The organism is Streptococcus sp. SG1, from assembly GCF_030439935.1.
GTDB lineage: Bacteria > Bacillota > Bacilli > Lactobacillales > Streptococcaceae > Streptococcus > Streptococcus gordonii.
In genome coordinates, this window is sequence record NZ_JAQFJC010000002.1 from 162,391 (window position 1) to 180,333 (window position 17,943).

The following is a 17,943-nucleotide window of genomic DNA, read 5'->3' on the forward strand; positions in this document are numbered from 1 at the left end:
TATGTATCATCCTATTTATCCAGTTTTATCACCTTATCATAGCGCTTCAAGTCCTCTTCGCTGTAGTGATGAATCACTTCTACAAGTGCTTGTGGGAGAGAGAAAAGGAGTTGACTGATTTTCTCTTGATTTTTAAGATCCAGATTGGCCTTGACCTCATCAGCCAGGATAAATTGACGATTGTGATAGAGCGCGCGAGCAATTTCTAGCCGCTGCTTCTCACCGCCTGACAGAGTTTGGTTGCTAGGTGTTTTGCCTTGGAGACCTTTCAAACCGGTTTGCTGCAGAATTTCCTCCATCTTTACAGAATCCAATTCTTGGCCCAAAGCGATATTTTCCTCCAGTGTCAATCCATCAAAAACGTGACTGGACTGGAGAATGTAGGCTCCAGCCTGATAAAGTTCATCCGAGCTTAACTCTTGTCCGTGATAGTGAATCCGACCTTGACTAGTCTTGATTTCTCCATAGATGAGGTTCAGTAAGGTTGTTTTCCCAGACCCACTTTCTCCGATAATGGCAATCTTTTCCCCTTCCTCAATGGTAAGGTCACAAGGGGCTAAGATTTCTTGGCCATCACGCTCTACGCTGACTTGCTCTAGCTGGATAGGAAAGACGGAACCTTCAAGAACAGAAGGATTCGTCAACTCCTCTCCCAGCAGTTTTTGAAATTTATCACAGAGAGACTTGGCTGATTTTCTAGTATTGATAAAATAAGATAGCTCCTGAAATTGGTAGCCGATATTGTGCGATACTAGGTAAATCCCAACAAAGCTGGCTGCAGTTAGGTAGTTATAATAGGTCATGAAACCACCAATGACAATCGGCGCGACCGAGCAAAAGGCATCAATCCCATTGATAAAGAGACTGTTTAAAGTCCGTTGCTTTTCATAGGCGACTTCTTGCTCTAAAGCCTTGTGTAAATCTTTGGTAAACCGTTTGTAAAACAAGCTTTGTGCCCGATAATGCCGTATGGGACGAGCACCTGCAATCATATTGGTCACTTGAGAGACATAGCCTTGGTTAGCCATGGACTTCTGCTTAGTAATCGCATCCAAGCGTTTAGAACCTATGCTGCTACAAAGAACTGGTATCGAATAAAAAATGATAAAGAGCAAGCCGAGATAAAAATTAGTCCAGAGTGCATAAGAGATGGAGACGGTTGTAAATCCCAAAGAAGAAATGATAATGACAGTAGGCTCAATATAGTTATTTTCTAGCTGTTTCACATCATTTTCTAGGTCGGACAAGACCTCTTCATCCGCTATCCGACGACTATATAAGAAAGTCTGAAAGATGGCCTGCTTAATGCCCGACTTGAAGTCCGTCAGCACTCGTGCATAGTAATAGCGTTTCCCCGCCAAACCCAGCAAGAGAATCAAATTTCCCACAATCCCCCAAATCAAGACCTGCCACAGCAAATGCAACTGGTGATTGGTAAAACTAGAGACAATATACTGAATCAAAGCTGGTGTAATGACAGCCTCCAGCCAGGTAATCATAATCGCCACAAAATAGAAGAATAAATACTTTTTAGTTACATAAGATCTAAGCATAACGCATAAACCTCCTGAAGTTATTTACCAACTTAGATAGTCGTTTTTTATCTAGACAGGGATATAAGGGCTTAATATTTTGTATAAAATGTGTATGTAACACCAAAAGCCTCTATTATCCTCCTAGAATGAACTTTTTCCATCGGCTAATTACATCCTTTAACGGTTCATCCAGATAGGAATAGGCCTTTTCCTTGATCCAATCAGGAATACCATATGCTGCCTCAGCTATGCTCCCCGTTATTGCAGCAAGAGTATCACTATCGCCACCAAGGGAGATGGCATTTCTAATAGCATCTTCGAAGTCTCTACTTTCCAGAAATGCAATAATGGCCTGGGGTACGGTATCCTGACAAGTTTCATTGAAACGGTAAGTAGGGCGGATTTCATCTAGAGTTTGAGATAGATTGTAACCGTACTCCTGCTCAATATAATCCTTGATCCGTCTTTTACACTCTGTAGGATTGTCGTTGATTGGTTGCTCATAATCCCCACAATAACCTCCAAAGTAATAACGACACAGAAAGATCGCATCAGTTGTCGCCATGGCGCCTTTGATACCTTCAGGATGATTATGGGTGACTTCTGCAGAAAGTCGTGCAAACTCCCTAGCTGATGGTGTCATACCAGTTCTCGCACAAAAACCACAGTCCATAACCCAAGCACAGGGAGAAACACGCATAGCAGATCCATTTCCAAAGCTATTGTAAGGATCACGATTGTCACTATTGATCCAACTACTAAACCGAGCACCGTAGCCTGCATCGGGATACATTTTGCCATATTTCTTCATGGCGTCAATAAAGTTATCTTTCTGACCACCCTTCATAATAGCCTCAGCAACAGCGCAGGTCATAACAGTGTCATCTGTGAAAAAGCTGTCTTCACGAAATAAAGGGAAATCCTTTGTCTTAATATTATCCCACTCATAGACAGAACCTACAATGTCTCCAATAATTGCTCCTAGCATGGTATCCTCCTTACGAACTATTGGTTTAGACTGACATTTCTACTTGTCATACTCTCTTATTTTATCAGCATATTCAGTTAAAAGATTCTTTGAGTAAATTTTTTCATTTTTTGAATTTCTAACTTCTTTCCAAAGAATAGAAGCTACTTTTAGTTTATTCGAGTAGTTGGCACTATTTTCGTCTGCACAGAAATCCTTTAAAAACTGATTCCATTGACAAACCGAATGATCATACTTGGCATAATCTGAATTTCCATAATAAACTTTTAACATATCTTGAATGGTAAAACTTAAATCATGTTCTCTTTTTACTTTTCTCCAAGCTGTAGCCATATCAGCAGTAAATTTAAAGGGGGAAACACTTGTTAAAGTTGAAAAATATTCTCTAAAGTGTGCATTAAAGGAGAATCCACATTCAAGTAAGGGCGTATCTAAGGCAACGACTTCTACTTGTTTCTTTTTCCTTTTCACTGTTGATTTTTTAATCAATTTCCCCTTAAAGTACTGCTCAATAATATGATTGAGTTCCTGTTTTGTACATCTATATTCAAGCCCTAATGACTTGCATATCTGTGAAAGTTCATCACGATACCAATAGTATTTATTAAACTCATCAAAGGATGTGATTTTTTCAAACTCAGGTCTGCTTTCTATCAATATAACACCTCCTTAAAAACAGTTTAGGTTTTCATTTCTAAATAATGGAGTTTTAGTTTCTTTATTCTGAGGACTAGCTACGTTTCGCTAACAAGCTTACACATTCAGCGGTTCGGACTTACCGTATCATCCGTGAAAAAATAATCCTCACAAAATAAAGGAAAAATTCTTCGTTTTGATATTGTTCCATGCGTAAACTGAACCTACAATGTTTCCAATAATTGCCCTAGCATCCGTTTCCTCCTTATGGCATATCAGATTCGTTACACATTTCTAATGAGTCACTCTTTAAAAATGGCACCACCAAATCAATCCACTCATAAGGCAGGTAAGCTGATAAATAACCGTGGTTATAGCCCTTTGCTTCATACAAAATTGTGTTTGAATGTAGCTGATGAAATAATTTCGCTGATTCTTTCACACAGTTCAATTCTTTTTCACCATAGATATACAGAACCTGAGCCTTGCTAGCAGAAATCATATCTTTCAACTTGTAACATCCCATATAGTTTTTGTAAATGGTCACCAATGTTTTGATAGGCGTCCTTGGCAAATCCTCCAAATAATAAGCTTTTATTTCCTCTGGATAAGCCAGTTTAGGATAGAGTTTGTTCATCATGCTTAACTGAAGTTTGCAAGAGAATTTATTGAACATCAGTTTACCAAATAGAGACACTAGAAAGACGCTGATTTTAGCTAACCTTGGTTGAGGAATACAGAGGCTTCCATCTATGATGGCCTTCTCAGCAATTTCACTGTCTAAAGACAAAAGCTCTATGGCAATTTGACCACCAAGTGAAACACCACCGATTGCAAATAATTTCCCATCACAGTTTGCTTTGATATAGTCTAGAATCTCCAAAGCAGAATCTTCAGTAGAAACATAATCAAGTTGATATTCCTCGCCGTGGCCATTCAAAGTGGGTAGAATAATACGGTATTCTTCTGACAAGATTCGTGCTTGACGAAGATAATTCCACCAAGAACTGCCACCACCATGTATCAGTAAAATAGGAGGCAAATTCTTATCACCAAATTCATGGAATTTCATGTTTAAACTCCTTACTGTAGGACTTTCACTAGCTACACCCCTGTTTAATCAGCTCGTACAAGCAGTGATGTCTCATCAAATAGAAAAGTCTCTAACATTGATTATCTAGAATGACCACACGTTACTTTCAATAATGGATATCCTGATCTAAATTTTAAAATGTTGTTTCCTTACTAATTCTATTACTCGCCAATATAGTATAAATCAAATAACCAATAAAAATGATAATAAAAATAAGATTAATTTTTAACACAAAATAGAGATTTAACAAATTTGCGAATGCATGAAATAATATACAGTATCCCACAGATTTCGTTTGACGGTAAAGAAGCCCTAAAACAAAACTTAAAAATAATGTATATATAAAAAATAAAATAAAAGGAAATCCTTGATGACTTTCTCCAACTATAAACCATAAAGTCAGATGCCATATTCCCCAAATTGATCCTACAATCAAATTAGATTGCCAATAAGTATATTTTTTATCAAGTAATGGTTGTAATATTCCTCTCCATCCTAATTCTTCATGTCCACCACCAAAAAAAATTAGTTGTATAAAGAATAATGGCATCAGATAAATTGATACTCCGTTTAATTCTAAGGAAGATACAGAAAATAGTATCAAAATTGCTAACAAATGAATAATGAAATAAATACTACTATTTTTTCTTTTATTAAATACAAAATGTTTAAATTTTATATTATTTCTTTTCAAATAAAAGCCACTTGCAATAGCTGGACCAAGTGCACCTACTATATGTAACATTCTCCCTATAAATGTTTCTAATCCTAAAATATGAGATTGAGTAAAGATGGCAAGAATCCCCCAAGCTATATAAGTAATTCCAAATGTAAAACAAAGATAATTTTTTAAATTCTTTTTGTCAATTTCTGTCATTTTATCTTCCTTATTTTGATTATTTTATATGTAATATTTGTTACTGCTTCTTAGTTGCTCTCGATTATAACTACCTATATTCTATCATAAAAACACAAAAAAGCCTTACAATCAAGGCTTTTCATAATTGATTCATACCAAGATTTCTAGGCTTTTACGAGAAAAGCTACACAATCGGCGGTTCGCTGTTAACGTATCGTTTCGTCGTAAACTCCTTACTCTACGACAAGCTACTCCCCAGGGAATCTTCTCGACCTTCAGTCTCATTTTGTTGCATGGGAGGACTCAAAAGGTTAAGTGAACTTTTGAAGTTCAGTTACACTTCTCTAATAAACTTACCGCTTCAGAATATCGTATATGAACTATATATATCAGCATTTGTTTTTATATAAATTTATATCATGACACATCATTTTATAGATTTAATATCTAGTCAAAACCGCAATCATATCTTATTACTCTTTTTTTTCGAATAATATTTTCTTCAACTCCTCTATAGCCTTATCTAATTCTAAATATTTCATCAATTCCTCTGATGTGAGCTTATCCTTAATTTCAAATAAATTTTCCTTTGCGTTAATCAATTGACTAATTTTCCATATTTCCTTCATCGGCCGTATATCAAACCTAAACGCATTTTTATACATATACTTACCAATATTTGTATAGAATTCAATACTACCTTCTTTATTTCTGCCTAAATGAGTATCATATTCTTTTAATACAGGATCTACAAATCCAAACTCTCCATCATTGGGTTTATCTTTATTTTCCGTTGGCCATTTGCCGAGTTTTTTTCTATTGCATGTGAAACAAGAATATACTAAATTGGAATAATCAAGTTTTCTACTTGAATCTATTCTGTCAGGAACGAAATGATCTGGTTCAAAACCTTTTGTTGTAACCTCTTCTGGTTTACCACAATAACCGCATATATGTTTAAAGTCTTCTCTCAATTGAGGAACATATTTTTTATAGTCATTTTCTTGATTTACATCAACACTTCTACTGATTTCATTTTTTCCATGTATTCGCATACTTTTTACCTGTTTTCAACTTCCTCTACCAAAACATTTACTCTTCCAAGTATTTCATCAATTTTCTGATTAACTTCACTACTTAAAAGCTGAATTGGCAAGTCATCTACTTCACCATATGCGCGTAATAATTTATACAGATCTATAAATTGTTCTTCTTCTATTGCTGATATAGAACCATTTTTCTTTGCTTTAAGCAGTTCCTCATAACTGATATGATATTTATGTAATCTATTTTCAAAAACATCAACAGCCTGTTTGATTTTTCTTGTAAACTCTTCTATATCATCTGCGGCTAAAACATTTCTGTCTTCAATCAAATTTATAATTACTAAATTTTCACGTATCGATTCTTCAGGGTAATTAGTTAATATTAAGCATGGTAAATCAGGGACTTTCGCATTTATGTAAGCAATTAATTCAGTCCCTAAAAACTTAAATTTATTATTAAGTTTATAATCTATAATAAGACATTTAATACAATTAGACAAAAGCCACTCTATCATTTCTGGCATTTCAGTAATGCCATCCGGATATAGTAATTCAATATCTTTTCTTGCTAAACGTACTCGATAATCCTCATATGAATTTCTATCATCATCAATAAATCCTATTCTATACATGTCAGCCCTCCACTTCTATTTCTTTATTAATCTTATAGTGGCATAGAATCCAGAAGTATGTTTCATATTATCAGATAAATCTATACTTCCATTATAGTCAGCAACAGTTCTATTTATAATCCACATCCCCATACCAGTGCCAATAGTTTCTCCCATTTCATTTCTTCTATCACTTTCCATAGGTTCTAATATTTTCCTTGGATTTTTTTTATAGGCTTCAGATAGCCCTTGTCCGGAATCGCTGTATTTGATAATAATTTCTTTATCTGAGTCAGATACTACAATTTTTATACTCTTATTATCTGAAAAACAGGATTCAAAAGAACTAACACTATTAGCAATCAGATTACTAAAAATGCTTTCGATATCATAAGGAAAACATTTTAATTGTATTTCTGAACCTTGAAATTCTATATCTATTGAAACGTTTTTAAGTGTTTCTTCCCATGACTTTACCGTTTGTGATATCAGAAGATTTAAATCTGTTTTTTTCATAGTTCTTTTATCGCGTGTTACAGAACCTATTGTTACCTTGAACCATGAACTTAATGATTCTCTCATTACATTAGCTTCATTTAGATATTTTAACACATCTTGCAAGTTACTATCTAATTCCAAAGCTTCTTTAGCCAAAACAATCTTCATGCTTAGCTTATGAGTTATATCTTTAATTTCGTGGACATAAGTGTTAGTAACTATACCAGTTGTAGCTAATGTTCTTAGCAATCTATTCTCATCTTCTAAGTTTTTAATAACTGTATCTTTATGATCTAAAACAGTCTTAGCTTCTTCTGGATCTATGAAATTTTTAGCAGATTCTGACTTTTGATTGCGTCCACTGCTATCACCTAAAAATTTCTTATCTTCTCTAGCTGCTTTTGCTTCTTCTGCCTTCTTATTAATTTCGGCTTGTATCCTTGCAGCTTCCATTATTTTGTCATAGCGAGCATCTAACTTACGAAAAACATATTGTCTATCTTTTTCAAATTCCTGAATTACATTAATTAAAAATTCTTTTAATAATACAAATTCCTTTGTTTCTACAATACCTTCTCTATTGGATTGATCTGGTAATGTAATATTCATGCGAGAAATAAAAATTGATCCAATTATTTGATCAGTATTAACCCTCCACGCACCTGTTTGATGTGAAGGTGCAGCAGGAGATTTATTTTTTCTACCAGCTAATAGCAGCCAGTCATAATCAGATGTTTTGGGTTCTCCATAAGGTCTCACTCTAAAACTATCTCTATATATTTTTATTCCCCCAAAAATATCCCTCTTATTATTACGATTGTTCGACAATTTATAGAAATATTTTTCAGCATCTGTTTTTGAAGAAGTCACTTTTTCAAAATATAAAACTCCGGAAAATTCACCAATTGTATTTTTAAACTGCTCCCCACGTTTTGGTAGCATATGTGCAAAGTTTGTTTCTATACAAATATATTTGCCTTTAAAATACTGTTCATCTTCTGAAGTAAATTCAGCTTGTGTAATTATTTCATCAAATCTATCACCAAAGTCAAATTCATTTCTATGTATCTCAATATAAGTTTTTCCATCTTTCAGAACATTAAATTTAATTTTATAATCATAGGAAAAAGCATTCTCAACATCTAATACATCAGCATCTTCACTTGAGTTTTGTTCATCGAAGAAATATACTTGAAATTCACTTTTCATTTCATATGGTATTAATGTTATTAAATCGTCCTTGATTTTTTTTATAACATTATCATTCCATGAGTCTCTTAAAGAAGTTAACCTAAAAATAGTTCCCGTGTTTTTTAAATTACTTAATATTATATTTTTTACTTCGTAATTAATAACTGAATCAAGAAACCCATCTATTGATTCAGTTGGTTCATACAAATCTGCTGTTACATCTGTAATATTATCACTCTTTGAAAAATCCTCCCAATCAACCTTCCAAATTAACTTTCCTTCCGCAGAAACAGTAAACATTTCACATGTATCAGATATCCTGTCTAAAGCAAACCTTCCAATTCCTTTTGCTCCAGTTTGTATTCGACCTGATTTGCTAATAAATCTATACTTTTTTGTCGATCTTCCAATAGTCATCCAGTGTTTTATAATTACATCCTTTGTCATACCACAACCATTGTCTGCGATATATAGCGAATTAGTTGTTTTTTCATAATATAAGACACAAATCGTAGCATCCGCATCATATGTGTTTTTAACTAATTCAATTATGGCACCGTTTAATTTTGATACATTTTCCCGTCCTATTAAACGAGCTGTATAAGCATCTACATTGAATGGTATCTTCTCCATGGTAATTTCCCTTCCTAATCCAAAGTATATTCAAAATTCATAACATCTCTTGCTGTAATCCTCATTGTTGTTCCACTAGCATTAATCCCTATATCATAAACATAATTTAAAAATTCATCACTTTTCAAAATCTTTTCTGCAATTTCTAATGACAAATCTCCTTTTTGATATATACATATCCCTGAATAAGGTACTTGATTTTTAGTAATGTGATGTATTTTAACTTTTTCTGTTATCAAAGTAGATAACAATAATTTTTCTTGATTAAGATGGCTTAATGCTTGTGATCTTCCAAACTCGAACCATTGTGCATTTTTATCTTTATCACGCTTATTTAATCTTTCACTAAAGGATTTTAAATAGTTATACACTCCTGGAAATTGTTGAATAAACTCTGATTCTTCAAAGCGCAATATACTATTATTTTCTCCATATGAGTATGGAAAAATCAAAAATTCTTTTCGGGCATACTGCAATGATCTCGGACTAACGGCTTCTCTTAATACCGATTTTTCAATTTTATACCCATTAACCAATATATGTTCATTATATTCTTCATATTTTTTTATTATAAATACTTCATTTAATAACGTAGCAATCGAACACATTGCATTAAAATCATCACCAAATTTTCTTTTTTCCTTTTTTTTAACTACTTCTTTTTTTCTAAAAATCCACTTATTTGTTAAACTATTTTTATGCAATGTTATTTCTCGCTTTTTTACCTTATCTACATATTGAATATCGTTATTGTTCTGTGTGCCATTACAAATAATAATAGCAGAAGAAATTAATTTATTTTCAAAGAGTTTTTCTGTTGTATAATCAATTATTACTGACAAATGAGGTAACATAAAGATACGTAATCTATCTGCAAATCTATTCTTAAAAATGTTATTAGGTATCAGATATGCTAATTTACCATCATCAGCTAATAGTTTTATAGACATTTCAATAAAAGCATAATAATAATCTGGTTTCCCATCTGAACACACTATAAAATTCTTTTTAATGAAAGATCTTGTAGTTTTATTTAAATCTGAATATGTTATATACGGAGGGTTTCCTATAATAAAATCGAATTTTTCGATAATAGAACTTTTTAAAAAGTCATTCTGTGCAATATTCCATTTAACACAATCAATATTATATTTTTGCGCAACCCTATTTAAATTATCTATACAATTCACTTTGTGCTTCTCATCTATTTCATTTCCATATATATCATTTTCCAATCCATAGATTATTTTATCTTTAGAAAAATTTTGTTTTAAGCAGTCAATAATGTATCTATCGACAATTTCAACAAGAAAAGCTCCATCACCACAAGAATTTTCTAGAACCTTTTTTCCATATAGCTTTTCTATATACCCGACCTGATTTAATATCTCAACGACAATATTGTGAGGAGTAAACACTTGACAATTAATATTAATACTTTCCATATATTTGCTCTCCTTTTTAATATAATTTTTAACTTGAATTAGTACCTTTTCTATTAAATCATCTTAAAATACCTTAAAGCATCGATGATAGTTTCCTCTTTTTCCGGTATGCATTGTGGAATAAACTAATTCTCTTTTTCCAATTTATTATAATGCTCCCTCAGTACAATACCAAATTTCTTTTTAATCTGTGCAATAAAATGTGTCGAAACCTTTAAATCAAACTTTTTCAACATTTATATTCCTTGATTGTTTTACTTTCAGCACTTGTCAAATCGAGCCTATTAAGCTTAATTTATCCATCTATATGCTTATCGACATCGAGTTTGGACAAAAGTACTACGCACTCAGCAGTTCGCTGTTACCGTATCGTTTAGTCGTAAACTCCTTACTCTACGACGGCTATCCCATGGGCAGAACATCTGCTTCTACTTCGCTGATGCCTCAGCTCGTACAAGCAGTGATACCGCCTCGACATGATGCGTTTGTGGGACTCAAAAGGTTTGGGTGAACCTTTTGAGGTTTAACAGCGTTTCACTAACAAACTCACACACTCAACATGATGCGTTTGAGGAAACAAGTCTACAGGCTGGACTTTCTTCAATTCATATCCTAATTCTTGGTAGAGTTTGATATCACGCGCCATGGTTGCGACATTACATGAAATATAAGCAATGCGGTCTGCTCCTGTTTGGGCACTTGCTTTGATAAAGCTTTCGGTCAATCCCTTGCGTGGGGGATCAACCAAGATAACGGTTGGTTGGATGCCTTCCTTGAGCCAATTCTTCATTGCATTTTCAGCTGTGTCGCAGACATAGTGGGCATTTGTGATATTGTTTAATGCAGCATTCTTCTGGCTATTCTCAACTGCTTCTGGGATGACCTCAACTCCATAGACTTCCTTAACATGTTTCGCAACAGAGAGGCCAATCGTTCCAATGCCAGAATAAGCGTCGATCACCACATCATTTTCCCTTAACTCTGCAAAGTCAATAGCTGTCTGATAAAGCTTCTCTGCCATTTCAGTATTGACCTGATAAAAAGCTGGCCCAGCGATTTGGTAGTCATTTCCCAACATCTGATCGGTAACATAGTCTTGGCCGTACAGTGTCCGCCATTCTTTCCCGAAAATAGCATTGGTATTTTGGTCGTTGATATTTTGCATGACAGACACAATCTCTGGGAACTGCTTGATGATTTGTTCGATCAACTGTTCAACACGGAAAACTTTAGGACGAGTTGTCACTAAAATGACCATGATTTGTCCTGAGTAGTGCCCGCGTCGCACAACGAGGTTCCGAATCAAGCCAGACTGCTCCTTTTCATCATAAGGCTTCAAATCAAAACGACGGAGCAGATCTCGAAGAGCCACCACGACTTGGTCAATGACAGGATCTTGAATAAAGAAATCTTCAAGGGGCATAAGGTCATGCGAATTCTTACGGAAAAAGCCAGTTTCCAAGACACCATTCACTCGACGAACAGGCACCTGCGCCTTATTTCGATACTTGACTGGATTCACCATACCAAGCGTTTCAGCAACTTCTACATCCGAAATTCCTGCAATCTTGTAGAGACTATCCTTGACTTGCTTGCTTTTAAACTTGAGCTGCTCTGGATAGGCTAGATGCCCCAAATCAGCGATACCTGAGAGTAGATAAGCTAGGTCAAGGTCTTGGTTACGATGTGGAGAATGTGTAAGGTATTCTTCAACTTTCCCATAGCCAATCTTTTTATTGACCTTGAGGACTCGCATAAGGATTTTTTCAGTCGGTAGAGCATTTTCTACAAAGAAAACCAGGCCATCGACCTTGGCCACTCCTGCTCCCTCATGTGTCAAATCCACAATTTCAACTTCTACAATATCATTTTTCTTTAACATATTTTTCTCTTTCTGCTTTATCGCTCTGCCATTTCCAAAAAGAAAAGGTAGAAACTTGTCCTACCTTCCATTATATCATAGATATCTATCTCAAGCCCATTTGCTGTAATTTAGCCTTATAGGCTTCAAAGTCGATCAAGAGGCCTTGGCCACCGTACATGTCATAGGCATCTTGCCAGTCACCTAAGTCAGGAATGGTGACACGTTCAACTCCACTAGCTGCCCCACTCAAGAGAGACCAGCTATTGGTCAAAGGGAAAGTGTAAGGTAGATTTGTAGAGGTCATTGCATAGACCTTACCCAAAGCCTCTGAGCCTGAAAAGAGTTTCATTGGATTTTTGGATTGCTGAATCACTGCTGTCAATACTTCCTGCTGGCGACGAGTCCGACCAAAGTCACCTTCGTCGTCCTTACGAAAACGCGCATAGTTGAGCAAGGTTCTGCCATCCATCTGTTGCGGACCGACTTTAATCGTTTGATTGGGAACCACGCCATCCTTCATATTGAGATCATCTGGGACTTCTACTTCCGTTACAGGCTGGCCATCAATCGTTGAAAATTGAGCATTCATAGCAACGCCTTCTGGAAAGAGCGTGTCAATAGCTGTCGCAAAGGTTGAAAAGTCTACCAGAGCATAGTATTTGATATTGATATCAAAATTATCCTTGAGCATTTCACGCACCAATTCTGCCCCCTGGTGATTATTTTGCTCACCAATGGTATAGGCTGAGTTGAGCTTCTGATCATACTCGCCGGGCTGACTGACACCTTCAATATTAACGAGAGTATCCCGCATAAAGCTGACTAATTTCAGTTTCTTATCTTTGCCCCCAACATTGAGAACCATGATGGTATCAGTTCTCGTTTCGTCAGAAGTCTGCCCAACACGACCATCTGTCCCTAAAATAAGGATATTGGTTCCATTTGGACTATCTTCACCATGAAAGACTTCAGCTGTTGGTTTATTTTCAGCTGGTACTGACCAGACTCCTTTAATAAACATGACAAGCATTCCAGCCAATACGAGAACGATAAAAGTAAGCAACCATTTCAAAACGCGACCAAAGGTCCATTTTTTCTTGCGTTTTTTGGGTTTCTTTTCCTCTCCCTCGGGACCTGAGTCAGTCTGACTTGGCTTTTCTATTCGCCGTTTTTTAGGCCTCTCAGCTTTTTCAGTCTGTTGCCGATCTTTTCTGCGGCTTGTTCTATTTGGGTAAACAGGTAAAGAGTCTTCCAACTTGTCAGAAACAGGTTTTTCCTCTTCTCTGTAGCTAGGCTCAAAAATTTCTCCCTGAGCCTTACGCATCAGATAGTTATATTCTTCCTGTTCCCGCTCGTTTAAGTAATGAAAGTTTTTATATAAATAATCTAAACGTAATTGTTCATGATGGCTCAGATTGTCTTGTTGTTTCGCCATATTTCCCCCGACATTTATGCAATAAGATGGACACTATACTGTCCTAAAATTTTATAAGTAATTCCGATGGCTGTTAATTCTTCCAGAGCAAATTGGAGCAGAGACTCCTGTTCACCATTGACATCAATGATAAAGAAATATTCTCCCAGTGCTGTCTTTAGAGGTCGACTTTCAATCTTGGTCAAGTCAATCCCTCGCCAAGCAAAGACAGACAAGGCCTTATAGAGAGCACCCGGTATATTGTCCGGCAAAGTCAATCCCAAGGTCTTTTTGGGAGCAAGTTTTTCTAAAGCGAACTCCGGTCTCTTACAACCTAAAACCCAAAAACGTGTGAAATTTTCACTCATTTCTTGGATATCTCTTGCCACAAGTTGCAAGCCATACTCCTCAGCAGCCGTTTCTGGTGCAATAGCAGCATAAGGCTTCTCTGGATGTTTTGCTACTAGACGCGCTGCTGCAGCTGTACTAGCAGTTACTTCCAACTTAACGTACGGATAATGCTCCTGAATATAAGTCTTAGACTGAGCAAGAGCTTGTGGGTGAGAAAAGATGGTCTCTATCGGTCCATCAGTCTGACAGGCTAGGAGCTGCTGCTTAATTGGTTGAATCAACTCTGCTACAGCTTGAATCTGGGACTGATGAAAGAGATAGTCCAAAGTCTCATGAACACTTCCTTCAATCGAATTTTCAACTGGAACAATTGATAGGTCCACTTGACCTCTTTCATAAGCCTTGATGACTTCTGTGATGTTTGGATAGGGCTCTAAATGTGCTTCTGGAAAAGCCTTCTGAGCCACTTGATGAGAAAAAGAGCCCTTGGGCCCAAGATAGCCTACAAGCATCGAATCGTCTCCGCAATTTCTTCTGGTGTTTTTCCTGCCACATCAATGATATGCGTGGAAATTTTCTCGTAAAGAGGTAAACGAGCCTCAAAAATTTTCTTAAATTCTTCTCGTGTATTGTTTAAATAGAGTGGCCGCTGCATGGCAAGATCTTTCTCAATGCGCTTATACAGAGTATCAAAATCCACTCGTAGATAAATATTGTATGGATTCTTTTCAAGCAGGTCTCGGTTATGTGGATTGACCACAATTCCTCCACCAGGAGAAATAATTTCAGCCTGGTTCATCAATAGATTCTCTAGCATCTCTGCTTCGATCTTTCGAAATGCGTCCTCACCTTTTACGGCAAAAAAATCATTGATTGACATACCAATCTCATCAGTGATTAACTCGTCCATATCGTGAAAATTAGGATCCAGTATACGACCAACTGTCGTCTTTCCTGCTCCCATAAAACCTAATAGTATTTTAGTCACTTAACAATCCCTCCAAATGAGCAAAAAAGTCCGGATAGCTAGTATTGATTGCTTCTGCCCTCTCAAGCTCCACGTTTCCATCTTTTACTAAAAGTGCTGCGATGGCAGTCATCATACCAATTCGATGATCTCCATATGTATGAACGGAAGCTCCTTTCAAAAGTGTTTTCCCTTGGATAATCATTCCATCCGCTGTCGGCTGGATGTCCGCTCCCATACTATTGAGTGCATCAGCTACAACCTGAATGCGGTCCGTTTCTTTAACTTTCAACTCCTCAGCATCTCGGATCAAGGTTTGTCCCTCAGCTTGTGTCGCTAGCAAAGCAATGATAGGCAACTCATCGATTAAGCGAGGAATTAGTTCTCCACTGATTTCTGTTCCATGAAGTTCCGAGCTTTCAACAGTGATGGTTGCCGACTTGGCTACTTCATCAACCTCAGACACTGACAACTTGCCTCCCATAGCTTGGATCACATCTAAGATGCCTGTTCGAGTCTCATTGATACCGACATTGGTTAGAGTGATTTTAGAGTTTGGAACAATCAAACCGGCTACTAGCCAGAAAGCTGCGCTAGAAATATCTCCAGGTACAACGACTTCTTGAGCTTGCAGTTCTTGTTTACCCGCTACTCTGATCTCCTTGCCGTCCACCTTTAGCTGGCCGCCAAATTGTAAGAGCATATCTTCCGTATGGTTTCGTGTCAAGTCTTTTTCGATAATCAGAGACTCCCCCTGCGCTTGCAGAGCTGCAAAAATGAGGGCCGACTTCACCTGAGCCGAAGCAATAGGCAATTGATACTGAATGGGTTTTAGGCTTGGATTGCCATGAATGGTCAAAGGAGGTAAATCCCGCTCTGTTTGGCCAGCAATCTCAACTCCCATCTGTCGCAAAGGCAGGCTGATACGATCCATGGGTCTCTTAGACAAGCTGTCATCTCCTACCATCTGAGCAGAAAAGTTTTGACCAGCTAAAACACCAGCAATCAAGCGCATAGAGGTGCCTGAATTCCCCATATCAAGCGGACGTTGAGGTTCCTGTAAACCATCAAAGCCACAGCCATGGATTTCAACAAGATCTCCCTTATCCTCGATTTGAACTCCCATCTCTCGGAACACCTGCATAGTTGAGAGGACATCCTCTCCACGCAAAATATCATGAACTTTGGTGACACCCTTGGCCAAACTTCCAAAAATAATGGAGCGATGGCTGATAGACTTATCACCTGGCACACGCAAACTTCCTCTTAAACCTTTTGCATTTGTCCTTAGTTTCATGGAATACCTCGCACAATTGTTTCCTTTCATTTTAACACAAATAGAGCATGAAAACAAATGAAGATCAGCCTTTTCTAAAGACAAAAAACACTCTAAATCTATTAGAGTGTTATAGGATTAGGTCCTTTTTTAACTGATTAAATATGTTCTGAAAACTTATCTTGAATAAATTGGGCAGAACGAGCTAATTTAGCTTCTTCCTCTTCTGTCAAAGTCAATTGCAACTGTTCGATAATACCTGAACGACCAACAAGAGCTGGATAACTTAGATAAGTATCAAGCGGTGCATAGTAATTTGTCACAGGAAGTTCTTCATGGGCATCTGAAATGACAGCCAAAGCCAGACGGATAGCTGCACTAGCAATCCCGTAGGAAGTGTACTTTTTCCCGTAAAAGACGGTATGACCGCCCTTCATAGCTTCCGTGCCAATTTCTTCTAAAACTTCTTCTGAAGTCAGCTTGCTAATAGGTTGCCCCTTAACTCGAACTTGGCTCCAAGCGGTAAACTGGGAATTTCCGTGCTCGCCCAGATTATAGCCGTAAACGCTACGAGGATCGACTCCAAAACGGACTCCAACTGCCCGCTTCATCCTTGCAGTATCCAGCAAGGTACCTGTCCCAATCACTCTTTCTTTCGGAAGGCCTGTATAATGCTGGTATAAGCTGGTCACGACATCAACTGGGTTTGTGATGGCAATCAAAATCCCTTTAAAGCCTACTTCCTTGATTTTTTTGGAAACTTCAATCACCTCTTTTGAAGTGAAAGGCAACTCTGCAAATCTGTCAGCATTAGAATTATCTTGTAATTTGATATTCCCCAAAGCTGAAATAATAATATCAGCATCTGCTAAGGCTTCATAAGAATTAACTGTGATATTGGCATGATGATTGAGATTGGCTGCAGCATCTTGAAAGTCTAAAGCGTCAGCCTTGACCTTAGCTTCATTCGTATCAATCAGCACATAATCATCAAAAGCTCCTTGAGCAATCAAGCCGTGGGCAACCGCAGCTCCAACATTTCCCATTCCAATAATAGCAACTTTTCGTGACATAGAAATTCCTCCCATTTCCCTTTCGTTATGATTCATTATACTCAGAAAGCATCAAAATGCAAGTCTTTGAAGCAAAAAGCCTGTTGACTCAAAAGAGAAAACAGACCGTCAGCTTTTATTTCATCAAATCTTGAATTGGCTCAAAGACAATACGTTCAATATCAGACAAGTAAACAGAAAGTTGTTGCTGCTTCGTGAAAAACTCAGTCACAATCGCATTGGCTTGAATCTTTTCTCCAAATGACTTCATTTCTTCTTGCAACTCTGGTGTCGGCATTTGTCCTGTCTGCATTAATTGCTGGATTTTTCCTTGAAAAGCAATATAATCGTCAAAAAGAGACTTGGCTTCACTATCTGCATCAATGGCTGCCTTGCTCTCCAAAACTGCCTTATACTCAGGTAGTTCACGGAAAGTACGGTTGAGTTCATTGGCTAAATCATAAATATTTGACATAGTATTTCT

At 36.8% G+C, this 17,943-nt stretch carries 16 protein-coding genes and 1 pseudogene; all 17 read right to left on the reverse strand.

The window, feature by feature from the left end:
* Nucleotides 1–11: 11 nt before the first annotated feature.
* Complete coding sequence (locus PCY06_RS02300) at nt 12–1,553, reverse strand: ABC transporter ATP-binding protein (RefSeq protein WP_060970418.1); 1,542 nt, start codon at nt 1,551–1,553, stop codon at nt 12–14.
* A gap of 115 nt (nt 1,554–1,668) precedes the next feature.
* Nucleotides 1,669–2,523, reverse strand: coding sequence for an ADP-ribosylglycohydrolase family protein (locus PCY06_RS02305; protein WP_082307573.1), 855 nt, complete (start codon nt 2,521–2,523; stop codon nt 1,669–1,671).
* Nucleotides 2,524–2,562: 39 nt separating this feature from the next.
* Nucleotides 2,563–3,180, reverse strand: coding sequence for an SAP domain-containing protein (locus PCY06_RS02310; protein ID WP_082307572.1), 618 nt, complete (start codon nt 3,178–3,180; stop codon nt 2,563–2,565).
* A 244-nt stretch (nt 3,181–3,424) separates the two neighbouring features.
* Nucleotides 3,425–4,231: an alpha/beta fold hydrolase gene (locus PCY06_RS02315; protein WP_082307571.1), complete on the reverse strand. Its 807-nt coding sequence runs from the start codon at nt 4,229–4,231 to the stop codon at nt 3,425–3,427.
* Between the two features lie 154 nt (nt 4,232–4,385).
* The gene (locus PCY06_RS02320) at nt 4,386–5,129 is read right to left on the reverse strand and encodes a CPBP family intramembrane glutamic endopeptidase (protein ID WP_082307570.1); all 744 of its coding nucleotides are present in this window, start codon (nt 5,127–5,129) and stop codon (nt 4,386–4,388) included.
* Between the two features lie 455 nt (nt 5,130–5,584).
* Nucleotides 5,585–6,166 carry an HNH endonuclease gene (locus PCY06_RS02325; RefSeq protein ID WP_082307569.1) on the reverse strand — a complete coding sequence of 194 codons (582 nt, stop codon included), beginning with the start codon at nt 6,164–6,166 and terminating at the stop codon, nt 5,585–5,587.
* Between the two features lie 5 nt (nt 6,167–6,171).
* Nucleotides 6,172–6,789 carry a chemotaxis protein gene (locus tag PCY06_RS02330; protein ID WP_082307568.1) on the reverse strand — a complete coding sequence of 206 codons (618 nt, stop codon included), beginning with the start codon at nt 6,787–6,789 and terminating at the stop codon, nt 6,172–6,174.
* Nucleotides 6,790–6,804: 15 nt separating this feature from the next.
* Complete coding sequence (locus PCY06_RS02335) at nt 6,805–9,090, reverse strand: sensor histidine kinase (protein WP_105165136.1); 2,286 nt, start codon at nt 9,088–9,090, stop codon at nt 6,805–6,807.
* 14 nt (nt 9,091–9,104) lie between these two features.
* Nucleotides 9,105–10,535, reverse strand: a complete 1,431-nt coding sequence (locus PCY06_RS02340; RefSeq protein WP_105165135.1) for an N-6 DNA methylase — start codon at nt 10,533–10,535, stop codon at nt 9,105–9,107.
* Between the two features lie 53 nt (nt 10,536–10,588).
* A pseudogene (locus PCY06_RS02345) lies at nt 10,589–10,884 on the reverse strand (23S rRNA methyltransferase); the annotation flags it as partial.
* A gap of 174 nt (nt 10,885–11,058) precedes the next feature.
* Nucleotides 11,059–12,417, reverse strand: a complete 1,359-nt coding sequence (rlmD, locus tag PCY06_RS02350) for a 23S rRNA (uracil(1939)-C(5))-methyltransferase RlmD (RefSeq protein ID WP_105165134.1) — start codon at nt 12,415–12,417, stop codon at nt 11,059–11,061.
* Nucleotides 12,418–12,502: 85 nt separating this feature from the next.
* Nucleotides 12,503–13,834, reverse strand: a complete 1,332-nt coding sequence (locus PCY06_RS02355) for an LCP family protein (protein ID WP_082307567.1) — start codon at nt 13,832–13,834, stop codon at nt 12,503–12,505.
* 14 nt (nt 13,835–13,848) lie between these two features.
* A complete protein-coding gene (gene pheA, locus PCY06_RS02360) occupies nt 13,849–14,676 on the reverse strand; it encodes a prephenate dehydratase (protein WP_082307566.1) in 828 nt (275 codons plus the stop codon).
* A complete protein-coding gene (locus PCY06_RS02365) occupies nt 14,667–15,152 on the reverse strand; it encodes a shikimate kinase (RefSeq protein WP_082307565.1) in 486 nt (161 codons plus the stop codon). The genes pheA and PCY06_RS02365 overlap by 10 nt, the downstream gene beginning before the upstream one ends.
* Nucleotides 15,145–16,428: a 3-phosphoshikimate 1-carboxyvinyltransferase gene (aroA, locus tag PCY06_RS02370; RefSeq protein WP_082307564.1), complete on the reverse strand. Its 1,284-nt coding sequence runs from the start codon at nt 16,426–16,428 to the stop codon at nt 15,145–15,147. Before aroA ends, PCY06_RS02365 begins: the two co-directional genes overlap by 8 nt.
* Before the next feature lie 137 nt (nt 16,429–16,565).
* Nucleotides 16,566–17,480 carry an L-lactate dehydrogenase gene (locus tag PCY06_RS02375; RefSeq protein WP_045503566.1) on the reverse strand — a complete coding sequence of 305 codons (915 nt, stop codon included), beginning with the start codon at nt 17,478–17,480 and terminating at the stop codon, nt 16,566–16,568.
* A 115-nt stretch (nt 17,481–17,595) separates the two neighbouring features.
* Nucleotides 17,596–17,934 carry a YlbF/YmcA family competence regulator gene (locus PCY06_RS02380; protein WP_008809305.1) on the reverse strand — a complete coding sequence of 113 codons (339 nt, stop codon included), beginning with the start codon at nt 17,932–17,934 and terminating at the stop codon, nt 17,596–17,598.
* Between the last annotated feature and the right edge of the window lie 9 nt (nt 17,935–17,943).

Excerpts from the sequence above, each read along its gene's own strand:
- PCY06_RS02320 (WP_082307570.1), bottom strand. The coding sequence starts at position 5,129 with ATGACAGAAATTGACAAAAAGAATTTAAAAAATTATCTTTGTTTTACA.
- PCY06_RS02355 (WP_082307567.1), bottom strand. The coding sequence starts at position 13,834 with ATGGCGAAACAACAAGACAATCTGAGCCATCATGAACAATTACGTTTA.
- rlmD (WP_105165134.1), bottom strand. The coding sequence starts at position 12,417 with ATGTTAAAGAAAAATGATATTGTAGAAGTTGAAATTGTGGATTTGACA.
- PCY06_RS02300 (WP_060970418.1), bottom strand. The coding sequence starts at position 1,553 with ATGCTTAGATCTTATGTAACTAAAAAGTATTTATTCTTCTATTTTGTG.
- PCY06_RS02325 (WP_082307569.1), bottom strand. The coding sequence starts at position 6,166 with ATGCGAATACATGGAAAAAATGAAATCAGTAGAAGTGTTGATGTAAAT.
- PCY06_RS02340 (WP_105165135.1), bottom strand. The coding sequence starts at position 10,535 with ATGGAAAGTATTAATATTAATTGTCAAGTGTTTACTCCTCACAATATT.
- PCY06_RS02380 (WP_008809305.1), bottom strand. The coding sequence starts at position 17,934 with ATGTCAAATATTTATGATTTAGCCAATGAACTCAACCGTACTTTCCGT.
- PCY06_RS02335 (WP_105165136.1), bottom strand. The coding sequence starts at position 9,090 with ATGGAGAAGATACCATTCAATGTAGATGCTTATACAGCTCGTTTAATA.
- pheA (WP_082307566.1), bottom strand. The coding sequence starts at position 14,676 with ATGCTTGTAGGCTATCTTGGGCCCAAGGGCTCTTTTTCTCATCAAGTG.
- aroA (WP_082307564.1), bottom strand. The coding sequence starts at position 16,428 with ATGAAACTAAGGACAAATGCAAAAGGTTTAAGAGGAAGTTTGCGTGTG.
- PCY06_RS02305 (WP_082307573.1), bottom strand. The coding sequence starts at position 2,523 with ATGCTAGGAGCAATTATTGGAGACATTGTAGGTTCTGTCTATGAGTGG.
- PCY06_RS02375 (WP_045503566.1), bottom strand. The coding sequence starts at position 17,480 with ATGTCACGAAAAGTTGCTATTATTGGAATGGGAAATGTTGGAGCTGCG.
- PCY06_RS02315 (WP_082307571.1), bottom strand. The coding sequence starts at position 4,231 with ATGAAATTCCATGAATTTGGTGATAAGAATTTGCCTCCTATTTTACTG.
- PCY06_RS02330 (WP_082307568.1), bottom strand. The coding sequence starts at position 6,789 with ATGTATAGAATAGGATTTATTGATGATGATAGAAATTCATATGAGGAT.